The following is a 20,667-nucleotide window of genomic DNA, read 5'->3' on the forward strand; positions in this document are numbered from 1 at the left end:
CGGGAAGTGGCTCAGCTTGGTAGAGCACCTGGTTTGGGACCAGGGGGTCGCAGGTTCAAATCCTGTCTTCCCGATATTCCCAAAAACATGGGGCCTTAGCTCAGCTGGGAGAGCGCCTGCCTTGCACGCAGGAGGTCAGCGGTTCGATCCCGCTAGGCTCCACTTATTTTTATATTACTTATGGCGGTGTAGCTCAGCTGGCTAGAGCGTACGGTTCATACCCGTGAGGTCGGGGGTTCGATCCCCTCCGCCGCTACCATAAGGACCTTTAGCTCAGCTGGTTAGAGCAGACGGCTCATAACCGTCCGGTCGTAGGTTCGAGTCCTACAAGGTCCACCACTCAAAGTTTATATCTCGGAGGTATACCCAAGTTCGGCTGAAGGGATCGGTCTTGAAAACCGACAGGCGGCGAGAGTCGCGCGGGGGTTCGAATCCCTCTACCTCCTCCATTTTTTCTAAATTGAATATTTTATCATCGCGGGGTGGAGCAGTACGGTAGCTCGTCGGGCTCATAACCCGAAGGTCGCAGGTTCAAATCCTGTCCCCGCAACCAAATGGTCCCGTGGTGTAGTGGTTAACATGCCTGCCTGTCACGCAGGAGATCGCCGGTTCGACCCCGGTCGGGACCGCCATTTATGTTGGCTCGGTAGCTCAGTCGGTAGAGCAGAGGACTGAAAATCCTCGTGTCGGCGGTTCGATTCCGTCCCGAGCCACCATTTTTTTTATGCCGGCTTAGCTCAATTGGTAGAGCAACTGACTTGTAATCAGTAGGTTGGGGGTTCAAGTCCTCTAGCCGGCATCATTTAGGGGCATAGTTTAAAGGTAGAACTGAGGTCTCCAAAACCTCCAGTGTGGGTTCGATTCCTACTGCCCCTGTAAAGTATATGGGCCTATAGCTCAGCTGGTTAGAGCGCACGCCTGATAAGCGTGAGGTCGATGGTTCGAGTCCATTTAGGCCCACCATATATTTATTCCGCAGTAGCTCAGTGGTAGAGCTATCGGCTGTTAACCGATCGGTCGTAGGTTCGAGTCCTACCTGCGGAGCCATGGCCCGTTGGTCAAGTGGTTAAGACACCGCCCTTTCACGGCGGTAACACGGGTTCGAATCCCGTACGGGTCATAAAGAAAGAGTCAGCAATATGCTGGCTCTTTTTTATTGTGTATAATCCTCTTTTTTATCATCTTATTTTCCTCAAATAAATAAAGGGATTTAGGAAAAACTATGGTATGTATTAAAAGGAGGAGATAAAAAATGACGCAAGTTAGAGACTTTATGAGTACTCATATTGTACATTGTACACCGTTAGATAATGTATATGAGGCTGCTGTAAAAATGAAGGAAGAATCAGTTGGATTGATTCCTGTTCTTGAAAATGAACAAGTCGTTGGGCTTGTTACTGATCGAGATTTAGTTGTTCGAGGGATTGCTGAAAAACATCCTGGGTCTAATAAAATTACAAATGTAATGACGACAAACATTGTTTCGGTTTCTCCAGATGATTCTATTGAAAAAGCTACAGAATTAATGGCACAGTATCAAATTAGACGATTGCCAGTAGTTGAGGACGGTCAACTTGTCGGGATGCTAGCATTAGGTGATTTAGCCATAAGAGAAGCGGCAGATGATCAAGCTGGGTTCGCTTTAAGTGAAATCTCGGAACGTACGGAATAAAGTTAAACTTTAATTAGTGAAAGTGTTATTGTCCGCAAATAGTGGGATAAATGATGGATAAAAATCAGATACATTATTCTAGTATATGTGGATTAAACTAATATATTAGCGTGATGTATCTGAGACATTATATAATAAGTACATAGTTCAGGTTTTCGACAGTTTATTTAAATTTTTCATTCCTAATTTTAAATAAGAGAAAAAGTGATATACTGATAGATATAAGTATTATGGTAGGTTTTGAATATAACAATATTTATTTTTAGTGTTGTAATAATGAATTAATATTTCCTACGTAGATAAAGTTAAACTTTAATTATTGGGGGTTTTGTCCATCCTCCAATGATTATTCGTTGAACCAATCGGGCTTTTACCGGCAGTTTTATTTCCCACCTAACTTCCTCGTATTCACTGGATTTTGAGGTGGGCGTCTTACTGCCCGGCAAATAGCGGGATAAAAAGGGAAGGGGAATTATATGAGGGCTGTACAGGGCGATCCAAATTGGAATTTGGTTACAGATACATATATAGAACCAAATAATTTTGCTGAATTATTATCTTTACTTGTACCTTGCCACCCAAAAGGTGAAGGAAAAGAGCGAACTATATTAGCATGGAAAGAAAAAGAATTTTATAAAGAAGAAAATTTAGCAGCAGTTATCGTTTATGGAATGAATAGAGTAAAGAATTTACCACAGTTTCATAAAGATGAAATTCCAACCTTAGTACGTATTCTTCGTTTATGTCAAGAGATTGGTTGGTATGAAGAGGCAAATACTTTTATGGTAACACAAGGGCTAGCTGAATTTGTCCAGACTTCATTGGAATATGAAACATGGGATCTTTTGACACAAGCAGTTGCTTTAAACTATTTAGTTATTAAATATCGTGTCGGGGAATTAACAGATGGGGATGTAGAAATTTGGGATAGAGTTAAATTTAATGAGAAATGTATAACAAATTGTAAACATCTATTATCTCAAAAAGAAATATTAGAGTTTACATTCTTCTATATGTGTAAGAGGGCTAAAGCACAGTCAAAAGAGCAGCTGAATAGTGATATGATGAGTCTAGCGATGTATTGTAATACTTTTGTGTATGATTTATATACACATGACTTATTACGAAAGTATCGTAAGTGTACAGATTTTCTATCATATTATGGACCTAGTCAAGTAGTTTTAGCTTGTCAAAGAGCTGTACTTTCTCAAATTTCAGATCGATTAGACCCACTAAAGACAACTCATGTAGATGATTATTTATATGTGATGAAAGAAATGATGGAACATATGACAATAGGGATAATGGATCGATATAACCATTTTATCGGAAAGTTATTATCATACGTGCCATTTTTCGAAATGATTCAAGTTCCACAGCATGCATATTATTGTGAAGAATTACTGTATATTTGTAAGGGCATTGAATATAAAGAGGAAATACTACGCAATTATATATTTATACAATTACATGATTGTTTACCGTCATTCTTTAAACTATTTCTTAAAAATAAGCGTTATGCGACGATTCATGATATTCTTTTCTATTGGTGTGACGATGAACAAAGAATGGGTTTAGAGAAAAAATATAATCTTAGTTTTATTTATGAAAAATATGCTTGTGGCTAAACAGTATTTTACATATGAAAAATTAATATAAATTAAAAAGGATCTCAATGTTATGTGAGATCCTTTTTTGTTAGTAAAACAAGGAGAAAGTGATTAAGATGAGAAATAACATTCCATATAGGAGAAGTTGTGCAGTATAACTTCCTTGTATACCAAAAAAAGTATTTAGTTTTTCGTATAAATTTAATATATATTTCATTGTGTTATCTTTGAAAGATTGGTACACAGTGTCTCCTCTTTCTAAGCTTCTTGTTCATGTTTTTTATTATTAGGGACATTAATGTATCTAGCTATGAATAATAAAACAGCCATAAAGAATACGGGAATTATAGTAGATAAATAAAAGCCATTACTAATAACATTTGTTATAAGGGCACTTAATAGAAAAATAGCATTATAAACATGGGCAACTTTTTGCTTTAGTCGCACTTGAAATGACTCCATCATAATTTCTAGAGCAACAAAAGCAATGATAATAGATAAAAATACAGTGTTTGTATTGTAAATTATTAAACAACAGATTAAACCTAAAAAGGCTAAGTATTCAATGAAGAGAGGTATATTGCGTGGCATACAATTTACCTAACTAAATACGGCAGTGGATTTACTGCATTTGTTTTTTCAAAATTCCATTCTCCATTATGTAATTCAAAATGGAGGTGTTGTCCGTATGAATGACCTGTGTTACCCATATGACCTAGTAATTGTCCAGTTTGTATTTGATCACCAGCTTGTACAGTGCGATCTTTCATATGAGCATAAACTGTTGTATATAATTTCCCGTTTATTTGATGGGCGATGAACACTACATTGCCATAACTAGCTGAATAATATGATTTAATAACTTTACCTGCAGCGGCAGCTTGAATGGAGACGTTACCTTGTGCTGCAATATCTATTCCATAATGCATTTGTTCCCAGCGTATATCAAAGGTTGAGCTGATTTTTCCTTGAGTAGGGAATTTGAAAACTGCTGGAATAGCTGAAGATTGAGCTGTTTGAGCTTGTGATTGCTGTTGATTTTGTACCACATAGTGTTTGGCCACATACCCGTATCCTGTGCCAAAACGAATTTTATACCAAGTTCCTACTGTTTCTACTACTTGTACCTGTGTACCGTTTTGTAAAGAACCAAGTAGAGTGCCATTTGTGCTAGCATTGCTACGTACATTTAATTTAGGTGTTGCAACAGTATATTTCGTATCATTTTGAACTGTGATTCCTTTTACTAAGGGCTGCGAACCATTAGATACGAATGCTTTTTGTACATAACCTGTTTGACCGTTATGTGAAATTTTATACCATTCGCCTTGTTCTCCTTGAATAGTCACGAACTTACCATTTGGTAATACATCTAAAATGGAAGATTCTAAATTAGGTTCAGAGCGAACGTTCAATGCATTAGCATTGACGATGTATTGATTAGTAGATTGAAGTTTGTTTTTTTGCAGAATAGCATCTTTTTGTACATAGCCTACTTTATTATTAACAGATACTTTATACCAATCCTTCGTTGTTTTAAGTATGTTAACTTTCGTATTAAAGCGAATTGTATCAAGGGATATGCTATTTGTATTATCTTCTTTATGTAAGGCTACTTGATCGACTTTGACATATCCAGTTTTGACATTAGATAATTGTTCAGCGTTTGCTTTTTGTACATTTGTTTCGCCCATAGAAGGAAGTAATGAGGCGATTGCGACAGTAGTTGCTGTTAGAGCTGTAGCTTTCATATTCATATAATAGAGACCTCCTCTAGTTGTATAGTTAGTTGTAATTTTATTATAGTATAAAGATATAATATAGTGGGTGTATTCACATAAATGTAATATGAAATCAATATAAAAATAAATTTTTTCAGGATAATGATTCCTTTTTATAGAATTAATTGGGATTTTATTTTACGAAATAGAATAATAAGTATTATATAACTCTGTAATTTTGTTGACAATTGAGAAAATTAAAATAGTTGATGATGTCTTATTAGGGTGTTATACTGACAGTGATAATTTTATAGTTTGCTAGGAGAGCTGGTGTTGCCAGCTGAGAGTAAGACCTTAAGTCTTTGATCCTTTTCATTACCTGATCTAGATTATGCTAGCGTAGGGAAGCAATTCGGACACTAATGATGAGTCCCCGTTTCTTTGCGTATAGAAACGGGGCTTTTTTATTTGAAAATTTTATATTGAAACCACTAGGGGTGCTTTTCGTGCTGAGAGAGGAATAATCCTTAACCCTTACAACACCTGATCTAGGTAATACTAGCGAAGGGAAGTGGAACAACGAATAAGCTATAATTTTATTTGTTGTAACCACTTCTGATTATAGAAGTGGTTTTTTATTTAGATACATATATTGAAGGGGGAAATAGAAATGAAATTTTGTAATAGATTGTTAGAAACTGTACAACCAGTTTGGGAGATGAGTCATAATCATCCATTTGTAGTAGGGATGGGGGATGGCACGTTAGAAAAAGATAAGTTTCAGTATTACATTATTCAAGATTATTTATATTTGTTAGATTATGCAAAGCTATATGCCATCGGTGTTGTAAAGGCAACGAATCCACAAGTAATGGGAAAATTTGCTGAACAAATTGATGGAATATTAAATGGAGAAATGACGATCCATAAACAGTATGCAAAAAGGCTTGGAATTTCTATAGAGGAGATAGAATCAGCAAAACCATCTGCTAAAAATTTAGCTTATACAAATTACATGATGTCTGTATCTCAAAATGGCACACTTGCGGAATTAATAGCAGCACTTCTTCCATGTATGTGGAGTTATTGGGAAATTGGAAAGCGTTTAAATGATATTCCTGGAGCGAGAGATCATGAGTTCTTTGGTGAGTGGATTCAAGGATATAGTTCTGAAGAATACGGTAACCTTTGTATTTGGTTAATAGATTTATTAGATGAAATGGCAATTGGAAAGTCAGAGCGAGAGCTAGAAAGATTAGAGGAGATTTTCTTATATTCCAGTCGATTTGAATATTTATTCTGGGATATGTCCTATCGTAAGGAGATGTGGGGATTTGAGGAGCAAGAACATACTACAGTTTCATAATGTTTCTTTTCATTATGATGAGAAGCCAATCATCGATGAATTAAATGCTTCTATACAAGAGAAAGAGTTTGTAAGCATTATTGGGCCAAGTGGCTGCGGGAAAAGTACTCTATTTCGTCTTATTACAGGCTTAGAAGAAGTCAGTACTGGACGGATAGAGCTGACAGAAACAAAAAGTCATCCTGTAGGGTATATGCCTCAAAAAGATATGCTCCTGCCGTGGAGAAAAATTATTGAGAATGCTGCTTTGCCACTAGAATGTCAGGGTGTACAGAAGAAAGAAGCACAAGTAAAGGCAAAGGAACTGCTACATAAATTTGGTTTACAAGGATACGAGGGAAAATACCCGAAAGATTTATCTGGCGGTATGAGGCAGCGCGTATCTTTTATCCGAACATTATTAACAGGCGGAGAGATATTATTGCTAGATGAACCGTTTAGCGCATTGGACGCTTTAACGAAGGCATCTTTGCAAGAATGGTTGTTTGAACAATGGAAAGAGTGGGAAAAAACAATTTTATTTATCACTCATGATGTGGAAGAAGCGTTGTTTCTTTCGAATCGAATTTTAGTGGTGGAACAGCAGCCGATAACTACTTTGACTGAACGGATTGTGCCGCTTGATCATAACAGAACACGAAAAGATTTATATAAACCGGATGTGTTAGCGCTGAAAGATGAGCTTCTTAGTATGTTACAAAGGCAGGTACTCGTATGATGAACCGATTGAAAGAATTAGTTCCTGCCATTACACTTTCTAGCATTTTACTCGTTATGTGGGAAATAGGAGCAAGAATTGTAGATGAAATGTACATTTTACCGTCACCGTCAGCAATTGTAATGAAGATATGGAAACTAAAAGACATATTATTTACGGTTCATTTACCGGCAACGTTATACGTCGTTTTAATAGGTGTTGTTATTTCTATCGTATTAGGTGTAGGGCTAGCGATGTTAATGAATGCGAGTACATGGATGGAAAGGGCATTTTATCCATTATTAGTTGCCTCACAAACGATTCCTATTACAGCGCTTGCTCCGCTTTTCGTTTTATGGTTTGGATATACCATCTGGAGTAAGGTTGTTGTTACAGTTTTAATTACGTTTTTCCCTATTGCGGTCAATACGTATGACGGACTGCGTAGTACGAAAAAAGAATGGGAGGAGCTCTTAGTTACATATGGAGCAACGAAGAAAGATGTTTTTCTTAAGTTAAAGTTACCGTCTGCTCTTCCTTATTTTTTTTCAGCTTTAAAAATTGCAGTTCCGCTTAGTGTAATTGGGGCAGCAATAGGTGAATGGCTCGGTGCACAAGCTGGGCTTGGTTATTTCAGTAAGAGAATGATGACACAGTTAGATGGAGCTGGTGTATTTGCACCCATTGTATTGTTATCATTATTAGCTATTTTCTTCGTCATACTTATTTCCATATTAGAAAAGAAATTCATTAGTTGGAGGAAGCATTCATGAAATTTTTAAAACGCATCTTTGTGTTTACATTATTAGTTGCAATGATTGCAGGATGTTCGAGTAATTCAGCATCAGATAAAAGTAAAAAAGAGAAAGAAATAACGGTTATGCTCGATTGGTACCCAAATGCGGTACATAGCTTTATTTATGCAGCAATTGAAAAAGGCTACTTTAAAGAAGAAGGAATAAAGGTAAATATAAAATTCCCTTCTAATCCAACTGATCCATTAACTTTAGCTGCAGCAGGGAAAGTGACAGTTGGTTTGTATTATCAGCCAGATGTTGTTATGGCCAGAGCAAATGAACAAATTCCAGTGAAATCAATTGGAGCTGTCGTACGTTCACCGTTAAATCATGTCGTATCGCTGAAATCAGCAGGTATTCAATCACCGAAAGATTTAGAAGGAAAAACAGTAGGATATTCTGGAACTCCTTTAAGTGAAGTATATTTAAAAACGATGATAAAAGAAGCTGGTGGTAATCCTGATACGGTGAAAGTAGTTGATGTTGGCTTTGATTTAGTACCAGCGTTAATTACGAAAAAAGTGGATGCTGTAACAGGAGCATACATTAACCATGAAGTACCTGTTATGCGTCATGAAGGCCATGAACCAGCGTACTTTAATCCAGCAGAATATGGTGTGCCGAATTATCATGAACTTGTTTTCGTAACAGGTGATAAAACGTTGAAAAAAGATAAAGAAGCATTGCAAGCCTTTTTACGTGGGGCAAAAAAAGGGTATGACTTTATGAAGAAAAGCCCTGATGAAGCATTAAATATTTTATTAGATCATCAAGAAAAAGAAAACTTCCCGCTTGTACCAGAAGTTGAAAAAGAAAGCATGAAAATTTTATTAGAGAAGATGGAAACGAAAGATGAGCCATTTTTATCAGATTCAAAAGAGTCATGGGAGAAACAAAACAAATGGTTGAAAGACAAAGGAATGACGAAAGAAATTGTTCCTGCCGATGAATTATTCGAAAACATTTTAAAGTAGGCGAATGAATATGAAAAATGAGCTCCATGTAATCTCAAATGGCCATATGCCATTCGAAGAGTTAGTGAATGTAGCGATGCAAATTGAGAGTGAGATTGATTATTTGCATATTCGTGAGCGTGAGAAAAGTACGAAGGAATTATATGAAGGGGTGGAAAGTCTTTTGAAAAAAGGCTTTCCAGCATCTAAGCTTGTTATAAATGATCGAATTGATATCGCCATTTTATTAAACATTCCGCGTGTTCAACTAGGATACCGAAGCGCAGATGCAAGGTTAGTGAAAGAAAAGTTTTCTTATTTGCATGTCGGTTATTCAGTACACTCGTTAGAGGAAGCGATAGTAGCATTTAAAAATGGAGCGGATTCACTCGTTTATGGTCATGTATTTCCGACAGATTGTAAAAAAGGTGTGCCAGCGAGAGGACTTGAAGAAATTTCAGACATTGCAAGCTGTTTATCTATACCGATTACAGCGATTGGAGGAATTACCCCAGAAAACACAGTAGATGTTCTTACTAACGGTGTAAGCGGTATAGCAGTTATGTCCGGAATTGTAAGTAGTAGTAACCCATATAGCAAAGCGAAATCTTATAAGGAATCAATAAGAAAGTGGGCGGAAAAACATGTGTGAGAAGTATGATGTAGCGATTATTGGCGGTGGTGTAATTGGTAGCTCAGTTGCACATTTTCTAGCAGAAAGAGGGCATAAAGTAGCAATTATAGAGAAGCAAAAAATTGCATCGGAAGCTTCTAAAGCAGCTGCTGGCCTGCTTGGTGTTCAAGCAGAATGGGATGCGTATGACCCGCTATTTGAACTTGCTAGAGAAAGCCGAGCTATATTTCCACAACTTGCAACAGTTTTACGTGAAAAGACGGGTATTGATATTGGATATGAGGAGAAAGGGATATATCGTATTGCACAAAACGAAGATGAGAAGGAAAGAATTCTTCACATTATGGATTGGCAACAGAAAACAGGTGAAGATTCATATTTTCTAACGGGAGACCATTTACGGGAAAAAGAGCCATTTCTATCCGAATCCATTATAGGAGCGGTATATTATCCGAAAGATGGTCACGTTATTGCACCAGAGCTTACGAAAGCATTCGCGCATTCTGCATCAATTTCCGGTGCGGATATATATGAACAGACAGAAGTGTTTGATATTCGTATTGAAAATAATAAAGTGACTGGTATTGTTACGAGCGAAGGTATAATCACATGCGAAAAAGTGGTGATTGCCGGTGGCTCATGGAGCACGAAGTTACTAGGTCATTTTCACCGCGAATGGGGTACATATCCAGTTAAAGGAGAAGTAGTAGCGGTAAGAAGTAGAAAACCACTTTTAAAGGCACCTATTTTCCAAGAAAGATTTTATATTGCTCCAAAGCGCGGCGGACGTTACGTAATTGGAGCAACGATGAAGTCGCATACGTTTAATAAAACTGTACAACCGGAAAGCATTACTTCTATATTAGAGCGTGCTTATACAATATTGCCAGCTTTAAAAGAAGCAGAGTGGGAAAGCGCATGGGCAGGATTAAGACCACAATCGAATCACGAAGCTCCTTATATGGGAGAACATGAAGAAATAAAAGGTTTATATGCTTGTACGGGCCATTATCGAAACGGCATTTTATTAAGCCCTGTTTCTGGTCAATATATGGCGGATTTAATAGAAGGAAAGCAGGAGAATCACTTGCTAGATTCATTGCTTTCTAAAACGGTTTAGAAAGGGGATGGAAGTTTGAATTTAAAAATTAATGGTAACCAAATTGAAGTACCAGAGAGTGTAAAAACAGTAGCTGAGTTACTTACACATTTAGAGTTAGATAACAGAATTGTTGTAGTAGAGCGTAATAAAGATATTTTACAAAAAGATGATCATACAGATACATCTGTTTTTGATGGAGACCAAATTGAGATTGTAACTTTCGTAGGAGGCGGTTGATTATGTTAAACATTGGACCATTGTCATTTCAGTCTAGACTTTTATTAGGAACAGGGAAATTCCCTGATTTTGACGTACAGCAAAAAGCAATTGACGCTTCTGAAGCTGAAATTTTAACGTTTGCAGTACGTCGTATGGATATATTTGATGCAAAGCAACCTAATTTATTAGAGAAGCTTGATGTGAAAAAATATACGTTATTACCAAATACAGCTGGAGCAAAAAATGCTGAAGAAGCTGTTCGTATTGCAAAATTAGCAAAAGCTTCAGGGCTTTGTGACATGATCAAAGTTGAAGTTATTGGTGATGATAGAACGTTGTTACCTGATCCAGTAGAAACGTTAAAGGCATCTGAAATGTTACTAGAAGAAGGGTTTATCGTACTTCCGTACACATCTGATGATGTTGTATTAGCACGTAAATTACAAGAACTAGGTGTGCATGCAATTATGCCAGGAGCATCACCAATCGGTTCAGGGCTTGGTATTGTAAATCCGTTAAATTTAAGCTTCATTATTGAACAAGCGACAGTACCGGTTATCGTTGATGCAGGTATTGGTAGCCCAGCTGATGCAGCGTTTGCGATGGAATTAGGAGCAGATGGTGTGTTATTAAATACGGCTGTATCAGGAGCAAAAGATCCTATTAAGATGGCATACGCAATGAAGTTAGGTATTGAGGCAGGTCGCATAGGCTTTGAAGCGGGGCGTATTGCACGTAAACGTTGTGCAACTGCAAGCAGTCCTTTAGAAGGAATGAGTGTAGTTGAATAATCGATATTCTCGCCAAGAACTATTTTCTCCAATTGGGGAAGAAGGACAGCAAAAGATAAGAGAAAAGCATGTGCTTATTATCGGCGCAGGCGCACTTGGTAGTGCAAATGCAGAAATGTTTGTAAGAGCTGGTGTTGGGAAGATAACAATTGTTGACCGTGATTATGTCGATTGGAGTAATTTACAAAGACAACAATTGTATGCAGAGAGCGACGTGAAAAATAATCTTCCGAAGGCTATAGCGGCTAAAAAGCGTTTAGAAGAGATTAATAGTGATGTAACAATAGAGGCCCTCGTTCAAGATGTAACAGCTGAGGAGCTAGAAGAACTTGTTACAAACGTTGATGTAATGATTGATGCGACTGATAATTTTGAAACACGTTTTATTGTGAATGATATAGCACAAAAATATTCTATTCCATGGATTTATGGTGCATGCGTAGGCAGTTACGGTCTTTCTTACACAATTCTTCCTAGTAAAACACCATGTTTATCATGTTTATTACAATCGATTCCGCTTGGCGGGGCGACATGTGATACAGCGGGTATTATATCACCTGCTGTATCTCTTGTCGTTTCTCATCAAGTAACAGAAGCTCTTAAACTGTTAGTAGAAGATTATAAATCACTTCGAGATGGACTTGTATCGTTTGATATGTGGAAGAATGAGTATTCATGTATGAATGTGCAAAAACTTCGCAAACATAATTGTCCTTCGTGCGGAGAGAATGCATTATATCCGTATTTAAATAAAGAGAACACATCGAAAACAGCAGTTTTATGTGGGAGAAATACAGTTCAAATTAGACCACCTCATAAAGAAGAAATAGATTTTGAACAATATAAACAGCTACTAGAAGGCCGTGTGAATGATTTAAATGTAAATCCATATTTACTATCTTTCTCTGTTGAAGAAAAGAGGTTAGTTGCCTTCAAAGATGGCCGTGTACTGGTACATGGAACGAAAGATATAAGCGAAGCAAAGACGATTTATCATCGCTATTTTGGATAGAAAAGGATGAGTGAGATGGAAGTGAATAAAGCTTTAACAATTGCAGGATCTGATAGCGGCGGTGGTGCTGGTATTCAAGCGGATTTAAAAACATTCCAAGAGCTTGGTGTGTATGGGATGACGGCAATTACGGCAATTACTGCTCAAAATACGCTTGGCGTTCAAGGGGTATATCCTGTTCCATTAGAAGGTATTACGGAACAGCTGAATTCAATTGGTACGGATTTAACACCAGATGCAGTGAAACTAGGGATGTTATTTAGTAGTGAAATTATTCAAATTGTGGCAGAACAGATTAAGAAATTTGGTTGGAATAATATTGTGCTAGATCCTGTTATGATTGCAAAGGGCGGAGCATCATTATTACAGCAAGAAGCAGTTCAAGCATTAAAGGAATATTTATTACCAGTAGCAACAGTTATTACACCGAATGTTCCAGAAGCTGAAGTGTTAACTGGGATGGAGATTCATAATATAGAAGATAGTAAGAAAGCTGCGAAAGTATTGCACGAATTAGGTGCTAGATATGTGCTTATGAAGGGCGGACATGCGGAATATCAAGGTAATGAAGTAATTGATTTACTCTTTGATGGAGAAGAGTTTATTGAATTTAGAAGTGAACGAATTCCTTCGAAACAAACGCACGGAAGTGGCTGTACATTTGCTTCAGCAGTTACAGCTGGACTTGCGAAAGGATACTCAATGGACGAAGCAGTTCAAGAGGCAAAACGATTTATTAGTATAGCAATTGAAGAGCCATTGAATATTGGTAGTGGTCATGGACCGACGAATCATTTTGCGTATAAATTGAATAAAGCATAAGCATGAAGAATGAAAAGGCCAGTTTTACAACTGGCTTTTTTTGTTTACTTTTTCCAAATACAAGAGTAATATATCAGCCAGAATACATTTTTTTGTAATACGCTGAGTCCAAATATATGGAGCGGAGGAACCAATTTTGTGCATCGTCACTTGGGGTGAATCTTTCAGTTTTGAAAGTAGGGCTACTCTCAAAGCCCGAATCCGACAGCTAACTTCGTAAGCGTTTTGAGAGAGGACGGTGCCATGATGGATACATCACTTCATCGATCCGATTAGTATAGGGGAATATCAATCTACGTTTGAATTCTTTTATGCTAAGGAGGATGAGGTACATGGAACTAACACTTATTTGTGTTGGAGAAAAAAACAAGGTAAAGAGTTTAAGAGAGCTAGTAGCATTTCAGCATGAGTTAATTATTTTTACAGTCAATGAAGAGATAGCGGCTGAAGTTAGAGATTATGGGTTTGAATCAGCTTATAGCTGTAATAAGGAGAAAGATTTTACTAGTATGTGCACACGAATTAAGAAGGTGATTTTACTAGGGGATGAGCTTCCAACAGTTAGTTTCTTCACAGAACACATTCGTTTTTCTTTTCAAGCGCCTATTACTGTTGTTACAAGGAATAAACGATATCCAGCGCGGCTCTATGAAACAATTGGAGCTAAATTTGTCGTGTTTACGAACTGTGATAATATTTCGTTTTTATTTTTTGAATAGGGCGGGGGAAGAAATGATGAAGGTACTACTATTTGGAGATATAGCAAATCGTTGGGCGGTATCGATCGAGAGGGTTCAAGAATTGGCACAGATTGATCCTATTTTTCCAGGTCCATATATTTTATTACCATCAAAAGATGCTTTGTATTTAGAGGCGGATATTATTGAATATGAGCAGTTACATGCAGAATTATCACAAGTTTATATCCGTGGGAGAAATTTACGTGCTTTTTTACGTGGTAAATAAATTCTGAATGAAAACGAGAGCGAATGTTAAGTGTGCCTAAGTGGGGTGCTTATATACATTCGCTCTTTTTTTATATATAAAAGGTCATTTCTATGAAAAAGAAAGAAAAGACAAGAAAACAGATGAAAGAATATTAATAATACGTAATGTAAGCGTTTAAATAGCGTAATATTTTCTTATTTTAAGTAATTTACCTCTTTACAAGTGAAATATAGAGGAGTATATTTACTCTCATAAATCATTTATCAAATTTCCAAAAAAAACCTAAAATCGCTGAGTTCCAGAAATGGAGCGGGGGAACCAATTTTGTGCATCGTCACTTGGGGTGAATCTTTCAGTTTTGAAAGTAGGGCTACTCTTTAGGCCCGAATCCGACAGCTAACCTCGTAAGCGTTTAGAGAGGAGGTTTACTTTTTGTTGTTCATTTTTTGAACACTGAGTAGAGCTCAGTGTTCTTTTTTAATATTTTAATGGTAAATTTTAACATTTAAAGTGAGGGATTGTTATGTTAGATGTTGTGATGATCGGAATTTTTGTTGTATTAGTAGCATCGATGGCAAGTCTTGCAAGTTGGTCAGATAAAGTTGTGAAAGAAGGGAAGCAATCATGATGATTGCCTTATCGGTTATTGTTGCAGCGATTACGGTGTACTTAGTATACGCATTATTAAATCCAGAAAAGTTTTAATTAGGGGGAATCATTCATTATGATTTGGGTTGCAGTCATTATTACAATGCTCTTGTTTATTTTAGTAGCAAAGCCAACGGGGATTTATTTAGAGAAAGCCTTTCAAGGTAGCAAAATGCTAGATAAAGTATTCGGGCCTTTTGAGAAACTTATTTTTAAATTTACAGGTGTAAAAGGATACAATCAAACGTGGAAACAGTATGCATTATCATTAGTTCTACTCAACGGATTTATGATTGTCGTTGTATATTTCATTTTTAGATTACAAGGTGTATTGCCATTAAATCCAGCGCATATTGAAGGGATGGAGCCTACGCTCGCTTTTAATACAGCGATTAGTTTTATGGCTGATACAAACTTACAACATTACAGCGGTGAAAATGGTTTATCTTATTTATCACAATTAATCGGGATTACATTTTTAATGTTTGCGGCACCAGCAACGACGTTAGCGATTGTTATGGCTTTTATAAGAGGACTTGCTGGAAAAGAACTTGGTAACTTTTTCGTTGATTTTACGAGGGCGTTAACGAGAGTGTTTCTTCCTATCGCATTTATTGCAGCGTTAGTCTTTGTCGCACTTGGTGTACCACAAACGTTAGATGGGGCGGTTACAGCACAAACGATTGATGGAGCAAAACAAAGTATTTTACGCGGGCCTGTTGCATCATTCGTTTCTATTAAGGAACTTGGGAATAACGGCGGTGGATTTTTCGGGGCAAACTCTACACATCCTTTTGAAAATCCAGGACAAATGAGTAATATTTTGCAAATGATGCTTATGATGTTATTACCAACAGCACTTCCATTTACGTACGGACGAATGGTAGGAAATAAAAAACAAGGGCGTATCCTTTTCGTTTCACTATTCATGGTGTTTTTACTAGGATTTATAACGATTACGACATCTGAACTAAACGGGAATCCGGCATTAAATGGAATGGGTATCGAACATGTACAAGGAAGTACAGAAGGGAAAGAAGTACGATTTGGAACAGTATTTTCTTCACTATACGCAACAGTAACGACAGCTGCTGAAACAGGGGCCGTTAATACGATGCATGATACGTTAACGCCAATTGGCGGTTTAGTTCCACTCGTAAATATGATGTTGAATACAGTATACGGCGGTGTTGGAGCGGGCTTTATTAATATTATTATGTATGCAATTATTGCAGTTTTTATATCTGGGTTAATGGTCGGAAGAACACCAGAGTTTTTAGGTAAAAAGATTGAAGGTAAGGAAATGAAATTAATTGCAGTAACGATTCTATTTCATCCATTACTTATCTTAGGATTTTCTGCATTAGCTCTTTCAACAAGTTTAGGAACGGATGCGATTTCTCATTCCGGTTTTCACGGTTTAACGCAAGTTGTATATGAATACACATCGTCAGCTGCGAATAATGGATCTGGATTTGAAGGATTAGCAGATAATACACCGTTTTGGAATATTACGACTGGTTTAGTTATGTTTTTAGGACGCTATTTCAGTTTAATTACGATGCTAGCTGTAGCAGCTTCATTGAAAGAGAAGACGGTAGTACCAGAAACAGTCGGAACGTTCCGTACGGATAATGGTTTATTTGGAGGAATCTTTATTGGAACGATTGTAATTGTTGGTGCATTAACATTTTTCCCGATGTTAGTACTTGGCCCAATTGCAGAATTTCTTACATTGAAGTAATGGAGGGTAAATAATGAGACCGGTAGTAGTAAAAGAAAAACAATTGAACGATTCACAAATACATGCTGTAGAAGATGAAGTTAGACAAGCGAAAACGTTGGATCGTGATATCGTGACGCATGCGATGAAACAATCCTTTGCGAAATTGAATCCGAAAGTAATGATAAAGAATCCGATTATGTTCATTGTGGAAATTGGGTTTATCATTACGTTCATTTTATCTTTTCTCCCAAGCAGTTCTAGTAGTGTACCAGGATGGTTTAATATAACAGTTTCTCTCATTCTATTATTTACAGTTTTATTTGCTAACTTTGCAGAAGCGTTAGCTGAAGGCCGTGGTAAAGCGCAAGCCGATTCTTTAAAACAATCGAAGAAAGATGTGTTTGCAAATGTCGTAAAAGAAAATGGAGACATTGTTCAAGTTTCAGCAACTGATCTGAGAAAAGGTGACGTTGTTATCGTAAAACAAGGGGAAATGATTCCGAATGATGGTGAAGTAATAAAAGGGTTAGCGTCTGTCGATGAATCTGCAATAACAGGAGAATCAGCCCCTGTTATAAAGGAAGCGGGTGGCGATTTTTGTTCCGTAACAGGCGGAACGATGGTCGTAAGTGATGAGATTACAATTGTTATTACAAGTAATCCTGGAGAATCATTTATTGATAAAATGATTTCATTAGTAGAAGGGGCTGCTCGTCAAAAAACGCCGAATGAGATTGCTTTAAATACAGTATTAACGAGTTTAACGCTTATTTTCTTAATCGTTGTTGTGACGTTGCCAATTTTCACGAATTATTTAGGGTTTCAAATTGATACAGCTGTACTTGTAGCATTGTTAGTTTGTTTAATTCCAACGACAATTGGTGGGTTATTATCGGCAATTGGTATAGCTGGGATGGACCGGGTGACAAAATTTAACGTGTTAGCGATGTCAGGGAAAGCAGTAGAAGCTGCGGGCGATATTAATACAATTATTTTAGATAAAACAGGTACGATTACTTTCGGGAACCGAATGGCACATACACTGCTTCCAGTAGGAAATGAAACGATTGAGCAAGTTGGAAAGTGGGCTGCTATTAGTTCTGTTTTAGATGAAACGCCAGAAGGTCGATCTGTTATCGAGTATGTGCAGGGAAAATCTATATCATATAATAGAGAACTTGCAGAACAAGGTGAGTTTGTTCCGTTTAAAGCAGAAACGAGAATGAGTGGTGTTGATTTACAAGACGGAACGAAAGTGAGAAAAGGTGCTGTAGGTGCCGTTATTGAATGGGTTGGGTCACAAGGCGGAACAATTCCGAAAGATGTAAATCAAAAAGCAGATTTCATTTCAAAAGAGGGTGGAACACCACTTGTAGTTGCAGTAGATAATCGTATTTACGGTTTAATTTATTTAAAGGATACAGTAAAACCGGGTATGCGTGAGCGTTTTGAACAGTTACGCCAAATGGGGATTAAAACGGTTATGTGTACAGGTGATAATCCGTTAACAGCAGCAACGATTGCAAAAGAAGCTGGAGTAGATGAATTTGTTGCTGAGTGTAAACCGGAAGATAAAATTGCTGTTATTAAAGCAGAGCAAGATAAAGGGAAACTTGTAGCGATGACAGGTGATGGTACAAATGATGCTCCAGCATTAGCGCAGGCGGACGTTGGATTAGCGATGAATAGTGGTACGACAGCAGCGAAAGAAGCGGCGAACATGATTGATCTAGACTCGAATCCAACGAAAATTATTGAGGTTGTAGGAATCGGTAAGCAATTGTTAATGACACGTGGTGCGTTAACGACGTTTAGTATTGCGAATGATATAGCGAAATATTTTGCAATCATTCCAGCAATGTTTACACTTGCGATTCCGCAAATGGAAGCATTGAACATTATGAAATTAACGTCACCACTGTCAGCAATTTTATCAGCATTAATATTTAACGCTGTTATTATTCCATTACTTATTCCATTAGCGATGAAAGGAATCGCATATAAACCGATGAGCTCTAATGCATTGCTTAGCAGAAACTTACTCATTTACGGGCTTGGCGGGGTTATCGTTCCGTTCATTGGAATTAAGGTAATTGATATGCTTGTCGGCTTGTTCATATAAGGAAGAGGGGAAAAAGATGGCGAAGAAACAAAGTATACTATCACCAATTATTCGTATTACTTTTACATTTTTAGTTTTGTGCGGCCTCGTATACCCGCTTATTGTAACTGGTATTGCACAAGCGGTAATGAAGGATAATGCGGATGGAAGTCTTATATATAATGATAAGGATGAAATAGTTGGTTCGAAGTTAATCGGTCAAAATTTCACAGATCCACGTTATTTTCATGGACGTGTCTCTAGTATAGAATATAAAGCAGAAGCATCTGGTTCAAATAACTATGCACCGTCTAATCCAGATTTAGAGAAACGAGTAGAGAAAAGTATGGAAGACTGGAAGAAACAAAATCCAACCGTTCCAGTTACAGAAGTACCGATAGACTTAGTGACGAATTCAGGTTCAGGGCTTGATCCTGACATTAGTCCAAAGGCAGCGTCTGTGCAGGTAGATCGCATCTCTAAATTAACGAATATTCCGAAAGAAAAGTTAAATCAATTGATTAAGGAACAAACAGAAGGTGCTGCCTTCGGTTTATTTGGAGAAGATCGCGTAAACGTCTTAAAGTTAAACTTAGAATTACAGAAATTAATGAAATAGTAACAGTACTACCTCAATCTAACGGATTGAGGTAGTGTTGTTTCGCAAGAAGGGTTGTGAGTGTTTTGTATGCGGATGATTATAAACCGACGTTTCAAAGGCGAACGCCAGAGGAATATTTAGAATACATTCGTCAACAAAATCGTGGAAAATTAAAGCTATACGTAGGGGCTGCCCCAGGCGTAGGGAAAAGTTATAAAATGCTTTTTGATGCACGAGAGATGAAAAAAGACGGTATTGATATTGTAATTGGTTTAATTGAAACACATGGTAGAAAAGAGACGGAAGAAGCAATTGCTGATTTAGAAAAAGTTCCTTTAAAAGAAATAGAGTATAAAGGAAAAGTATTTTATGAACTTGATGTAGAAGGAATTATAAAGCGTGGCCCGCAAGTAGTTGTAGTGGATGAACTTGCACATAGTAACATTCCTGGGTCTAAAAATAAGAAGCGTTACATGGATGTGCAAGAATTGTTAGATGCCGGTATATCTGTATTATCTGCGTTTAATATTCAACATTTAGAAAGCGTTCATGACATTGTAGCTCAAATTACGAATGTAAAAGTACGGGAACGTATTCCAGACTTTATTTTACAAAAAGCAAATGAAATTCAGCTCGTTGATGCAACGCCCGAGGTATTAAGGAAGAGATTAATAGATGGAAAGATATATAAGGAAGAAAAAATTCAGCAAAGCTTACAAAATTTCTTTACGCTTAATAATCTAGGGGCACTCAGAGAGTTATCACTTCGAGAAGTTGCTGATGATATGGACGAGAAAATTAGCCAAACAGTAATAGAACCAATTGGCGTAAAAGAAAAAATTCTCGTTTGTGTACAATACAGTTCAACAGCGGAGAAATTAATAAGACGGGGATGGCGCATGGCTGATCGGTTAAATGCTGAATTGTACGTATTAAACGTTGAGAGGGAAAATATAGATTTTATTTCAGCTGGAAAAAAGCAGACGATTGAAGAGTGGAAATCGTTAACCAATCAATTTGATGCGAGTTTTGTATTAGAAGAGGCGAAAGGGAGAAAACCAGCGGATGTTATTATTGAAGTCGCAAAAAGATTACAAGTGACGCAAATTTTACTTGGACAATCTGCAAGAACAAGGTGGGAAGAAATACGAAAAGGTTCTATTGTAAATGAAATTATGAGACAAACAAAGTATATTGATATTCATATTGTTGCCGATCAAAGAGCTTAAATAGAGCCCACCTTTCTG

The 20,667-nt window shown here is 37.2% G+C and carries 22 protein-coding genes, 13 tRNA genes and 4 riboswitches; of the genes, 33 read left to right on the forward strand and 2 right to left on the reverse strand.

The genetic code is table 11. The features are described 5' to 3' along the window. The 15 genes from JDS98_RS22270 (at window position 1) to JDS98_RS22340 (ending at window position 3,300) form a co-directional block, all read left to right on the forward strand. Window positions 1-74 (forward strand) — tRNA-Pro (locus tag JDS98_RS22270). Window positions 75-89: 15 nt separating this feature from the next. Then, a tRNA-Ala gene (locus tag JDS98_RS22275) sits at window positions 90-162 on the forward strand. A gap of 20 nt (window positions 163-182) precedes the next feature. Next, a tRNA-Met gene (locus tag JDS98_RS22280) sits at window positions 183-259 on the forward strand. 3 nt (window positions 260-262) lie between these two features. Continuing rightward, window positions 263-339: transfer RNA gene (locus JDS98_RS22285), tRNA-Ile, on the forward strand. 17 nt (window positions 340-356) lie between these two features. Further along, window positions 357-449, forward strand: a tRNA-Ser gene (locus JDS98_RS22290). A 27-nt stretch (window positions 450-476) separates the two neighbouring features. Then, window positions 477-553: transfer RNA gene (locus JDS98_RS22295), tRNA-Met, on the forward strand. Between the two features lie 3 nt (window positions 554-556). Further along, window positions 557-632, forward strand: a tRNA-Asp gene (locus tag JDS98_RS22300). Window positions 633-640: 8 nt separating this feature from the next. Then, window positions 641-716, forward strand: a tRNA-Phe gene (locus JDS98_RS22305). 10 nt (window positions 717-726) lie between these two features. Continuing rightward, window positions 727-799 (forward strand) — tRNA-Thr (locus JDS98_RS22310). A gap of 6 nt (window positions 800-805) precedes the next feature. Next, window positions 806-876, forward strand: a tRNA-Trp gene (locus JDS98_RS22315). 10 nt (window positions 877-886) lie between these two features. Next, window positions 887-963: transfer RNA gene (locus tag JDS98_RS22320), tRNA-Ile, on the forward strand. A gap of 9 nt (window positions 964-972) precedes the next feature. Further along, a tRNA-Asn gene (locus JDS98_RS22325) sits at window positions 973-1,047 on the forward strand. A gap of 1 nt (window position 1,048) precedes the next feature. Next, a tRNA-Glu gene (locus JDS98_RS22330) sits at window positions 1,049-1,120 on the forward strand. A 132-nt stretch (window positions 1,121-1,252) separates the two neighbouring features. Continuing rightward, complete coding sequence (locus tag JDS98_RS22335) at window positions 1,253-1,672, forward strand: CBS domain-containing protein (protein WP_000195538.1); 420 nt, start codon at window positions 1,253-1,255, stop codon at window positions 1,670-1,672. A gap of 476 nt (window positions 1,673-2,148) precedes the next feature. Continuing rightward, window positions 2,149-3,300, forward strand: a complete 1,152-nt coding sequence (locus JDS98_RS22340) for a DUF3965 domain-containing protein (protein WP_001203043.1) — start codon at window positions 2,149-2,151, stop codon at window positions 3,298-3,300. A gap of 240 nt (window positions 3,301-3,540) precedes the next feature. Here the strand turns inward: JDS98_RS22340 and JDS98_RS22345 are convergent, their stop codons facing one another. Then, on the reverse strand, window positions 3,541-3,873 hold the full coding sequence (locus JDS98_RS22345) for a hypothetical protein (RefSeq protein ID WP_001137815.1): 333 nt from the start codon (window positions 3,871-3,873) through the stop codon (window positions 3,541-3,543). A 5-nt stretch (window positions 3,874-3,878) separates the two neighbouring features. Further along, window positions 3,879-5,039 carry an SH3 domain-containing protein gene (locus JDS98_RS22350; RefSeq protein WP_098977171.1) on the reverse strand — a complete coding sequence of 387 codons (1,161 nt, stop codon included), beginning with the start codon at window positions 5,037-5,039 and terminating at the stop codon, window positions 3,879-3,881. Window positions 5,040-5,313: 274 nt separating this feature from the next. Next, window positions 5,314-5,426, forward strand: a riboswitch (TPP riboswitch). A 60-nt stretch (window positions 5,427-5,486) separates the two neighbouring features. Then, window positions 5,487-5,590, forward strand: a riboswitch (TPP riboswitch). 83 nt (window positions 5,591-5,673) lie between these two features. On the opposite strand from JDS98_RS22350, the gene tenA reads away from it, so the two are divergent. The 18 genes from tenA to kdpDN all read left to right on the forward strand — a co-directional run bounded on the left by tenA (window position 5,674) and on the right by kdpDN (window position 20,649). Next, complete coding sequence (gene tenA, locus JDS98_RS22355; protein ID WP_000666918.1) at window positions 5,674-6,369, forward strand: thiaminase II; 696 nt, start codon at window positions 5,674-5,676, stop codon at window positions 6,367-6,369. Continuing rightward, entirely contained in the window at window positions 6,338-7,087 is a 750-nt protein-coding gene (locus JDS98_RS22360) for an ABC transporter ATP-binding protein (protein ID WP_087971082.1), read from the forward strand. The genes tenA and JDS98_RS22360 overlap by 32 nt, the downstream gene beginning before the upstream one ends. Continuing rightward, a complete protein-coding gene (locus tag JDS98_RS22365) occupies window positions 7,087-7,839 on the forward strand; it encodes an ABC transporter permease (protein WP_002059286.1) in 753 nt (250 codons plus the stop codon). The genes JDS98_RS22360 and JDS98_RS22365 overlap by 1 nt, the downstream gene beginning before the upstream one ends. Further along, window positions 7,836-8,837 (forward strand): ABC transporter substrate-binding protein, encoded by a 1,002-nt coding sequence (locus JDS98_RS22370; protein ID WP_199634325.1) that lies wholly within the window; start codon window positions 7,836-7,838, stop codon window positions 8,835-8,837. Before JDS98_RS22365 ends, JDS98_RS22370 begins: the two co-directional genes overlap by 4 nt. 10 nt (window positions 8,838-8,847) lie before the next feature. Next, complete coding sequence (tenI, locus tag JDS98_RS22375) at window positions 8,848-9,468, forward strand: thiazole tautomerase TenI (protein WP_087971083.1); 621 nt, start codon at window positions 8,848-8,850, stop codon at window positions 9,466-9,468. Then, window positions 9,461-10,570, forward strand: coding sequence for a glycine oxidase ThiO (thiO, locus tag JDS98_RS22380; RefSeq protein WP_087971084.1), 1,110 nt, complete (start codon window positions 9,461-9,463; stop codon window positions 10,568-10,570). Before tenI ends, thiO begins: the two co-directional genes overlap by 8 nt. A gap of 15 nt (window positions 10,571-10,585) precedes the next feature. Continuing rightward, window positions 10,586-10,789 (forward strand): sulfur carrier protein ThiS, encoded by a 204-nt coding sequence (gene thiS, locus JDS98_RS22385; RefSeq protein ID WP_001049505.1) that lies wholly within the window; start codon window positions 10,586-10,588, stop codon window positions 10,787-10,789. 2 nt (window positions 10,790-10,791) lie between these two features. After that, on the forward strand, window positions 10,792-11,562 hold the full coding sequence (gene thiG / locus JDS98_RS22390) for a thiazole synthase (RefSeq protein WP_000932007.1): 771 nt from the start codon (window positions 10,792-10,794) through the stop codon (window positions 11,560-11,562). Further along, window positions 11,555-12,574, forward strand: coding sequence for a thiazole biosynthesis adenylyltransferase ThiF (gene thiF, locus JDS98_RS22395; protein ID WP_199634326.1), 1,020 nt, complete (start codon window positions 11,555-11,557; stop codon window positions 12,572-12,574). Before thiG ends, thiF begins: the two co-directional genes overlap by 8 nt. Window positions 12,575-12,589: 15 nt before the next feature. Further along, window positions 12,590-13,396, forward strand: a complete 807-nt coding sequence (gene thiD, locus JDS98_RS22400; RefSeq protein ID WP_199634327.1) for a bifunctional hydroxymethylpyrimidine kinase/phosphomethylpyrimidine kinase — start codon at window positions 12,590-12,592, stop codon at window positions 13,394-13,396. A gap of 90 nt (window positions 13,397-13,486) precedes the next feature. Next, window positions 13,487-13,635, forward strand: a riboswitch (cyclic di-AMP (ydaO/yuaA leader). Between the two features lie 93 nt (window positions 13,636-13,728). Further along, the gene (locus tag JDS98_RS22405; RefSeq protein WP_141523614.1) at window positions 13,729-14,115 is read left to right on the forward strand and encodes a hypothetical protein; all 387 of its coding nucleotides are present in this window, start codon (window positions 13,729-13,731) and stop codon (window positions 14,113-14,115) included. A 13-nt stretch (window positions 14,116-14,128) separates the two neighbouring features. Next, the gene (locus JDS98_RS22410) at window positions 14,129-14,362 is read left to right on the forward strand and encodes a hypothetical protein (RefSeq protein WP_002059283.1); all 234 of its coding nucleotides are present in this window, start codon (window positions 14,129-14,131) and stop codon (window positions 14,360-14,362) included. 261 nt (window positions 14,363-14,623) lie between these two features. Further along, a riboswitch (cyclic di-AMP (ydaO/yuaA leader) is annotated at window positions 14,624-14,769 on the forward strand. Between the two features lie 98 nt (window positions 14,770-14,867). Next, entirely contained in the window at window positions 14,868-14,972 is a 105-nt protein-coding gene (locus tag JDS98_RS22415) for a SipW-dependent-type signal peptide-containing protein (protein WP_000887889.1), read from the forward strand. Further along, the gene (kdpF, locus tag JDS98_RS22420; RefSeq protein ID WP_000972378.1) at window positions 14,969-15,049 is read left to right on the forward strand and encodes a K(+)-transporting ATPase subunit F; all 81 of its coding nucleotides are present in this window, start codon (window positions 14,969-14,971) and stop codon (window positions 15,047-15,049) included. Before JDS98_RS22415 ends, kdpF begins: the two co-directional genes overlap by 4 nt. Window positions 15,050-15,068: 19 nt before the next feature. Beyond that, window positions 15,069-16,736 carry a potassium-transporting ATPase subunit KdpA gene (gene kdpA, locus JDS98_RS22425; protein WP_199634328.1) on the forward strand — a complete coding sequence of 556 codons (1,668 nt, stop codon included), beginning with the start codon at window positions 15,069-15,071 and terminating at the stop codon, window positions 16,734-16,736. A gap of 13 nt (window positions 16,737-16,749) precedes the next feature. Continuing rightward, on the forward strand, window positions 16,750-18,840 hold the full coding sequence (gene kdpB, locus JDS98_RS22430) for a potassium-transporting ATPase subunit KdpB (RefSeq protein ID WP_199632462.1): 2,091 nt from the start codon (window positions 16,750-16,752) through the stop codon (window positions 18,838-18,840). Between the two features lie 16 nt (window positions 18,841-18,856). Further along, on the forward strand, window positions 18,857-19,438 hold the full coding sequence (kdpC, locus tag JDS98_RS22435; RefSeq protein ID WP_087971087.1) for a K(+)-transporting ATPase subunit C: 582 nt from the start codon (window positions 18,857-18,859) through the stop codon (window positions 19,436-19,438). A gap of 56 nt (window positions 19,439-19,494) precedes the next feature. Further along, entirely contained in the window at window positions 19,495-20,649 is a 1,155-nt protein-coding gene (kdpDN, locus tag JDS98_RS22440) for a KdpD-like non-kinase potassium sensor (protein ID WP_087971088.1), read from the forward strand. The last annotated feature ends 18 nt before the right edge of the window (window positions 20,650-20,667 follow it).

Source organism: Bacillus cereus group sp. N11 (genome assembly GCF_016483605.1).
In the GTDB taxonomy this organism is placed as follows: Bacteria; Bacillota; Bacilli; order Bacillales; family Bacillaceae_G; genus Bacillus_A; species Bacillus_A toyonensis.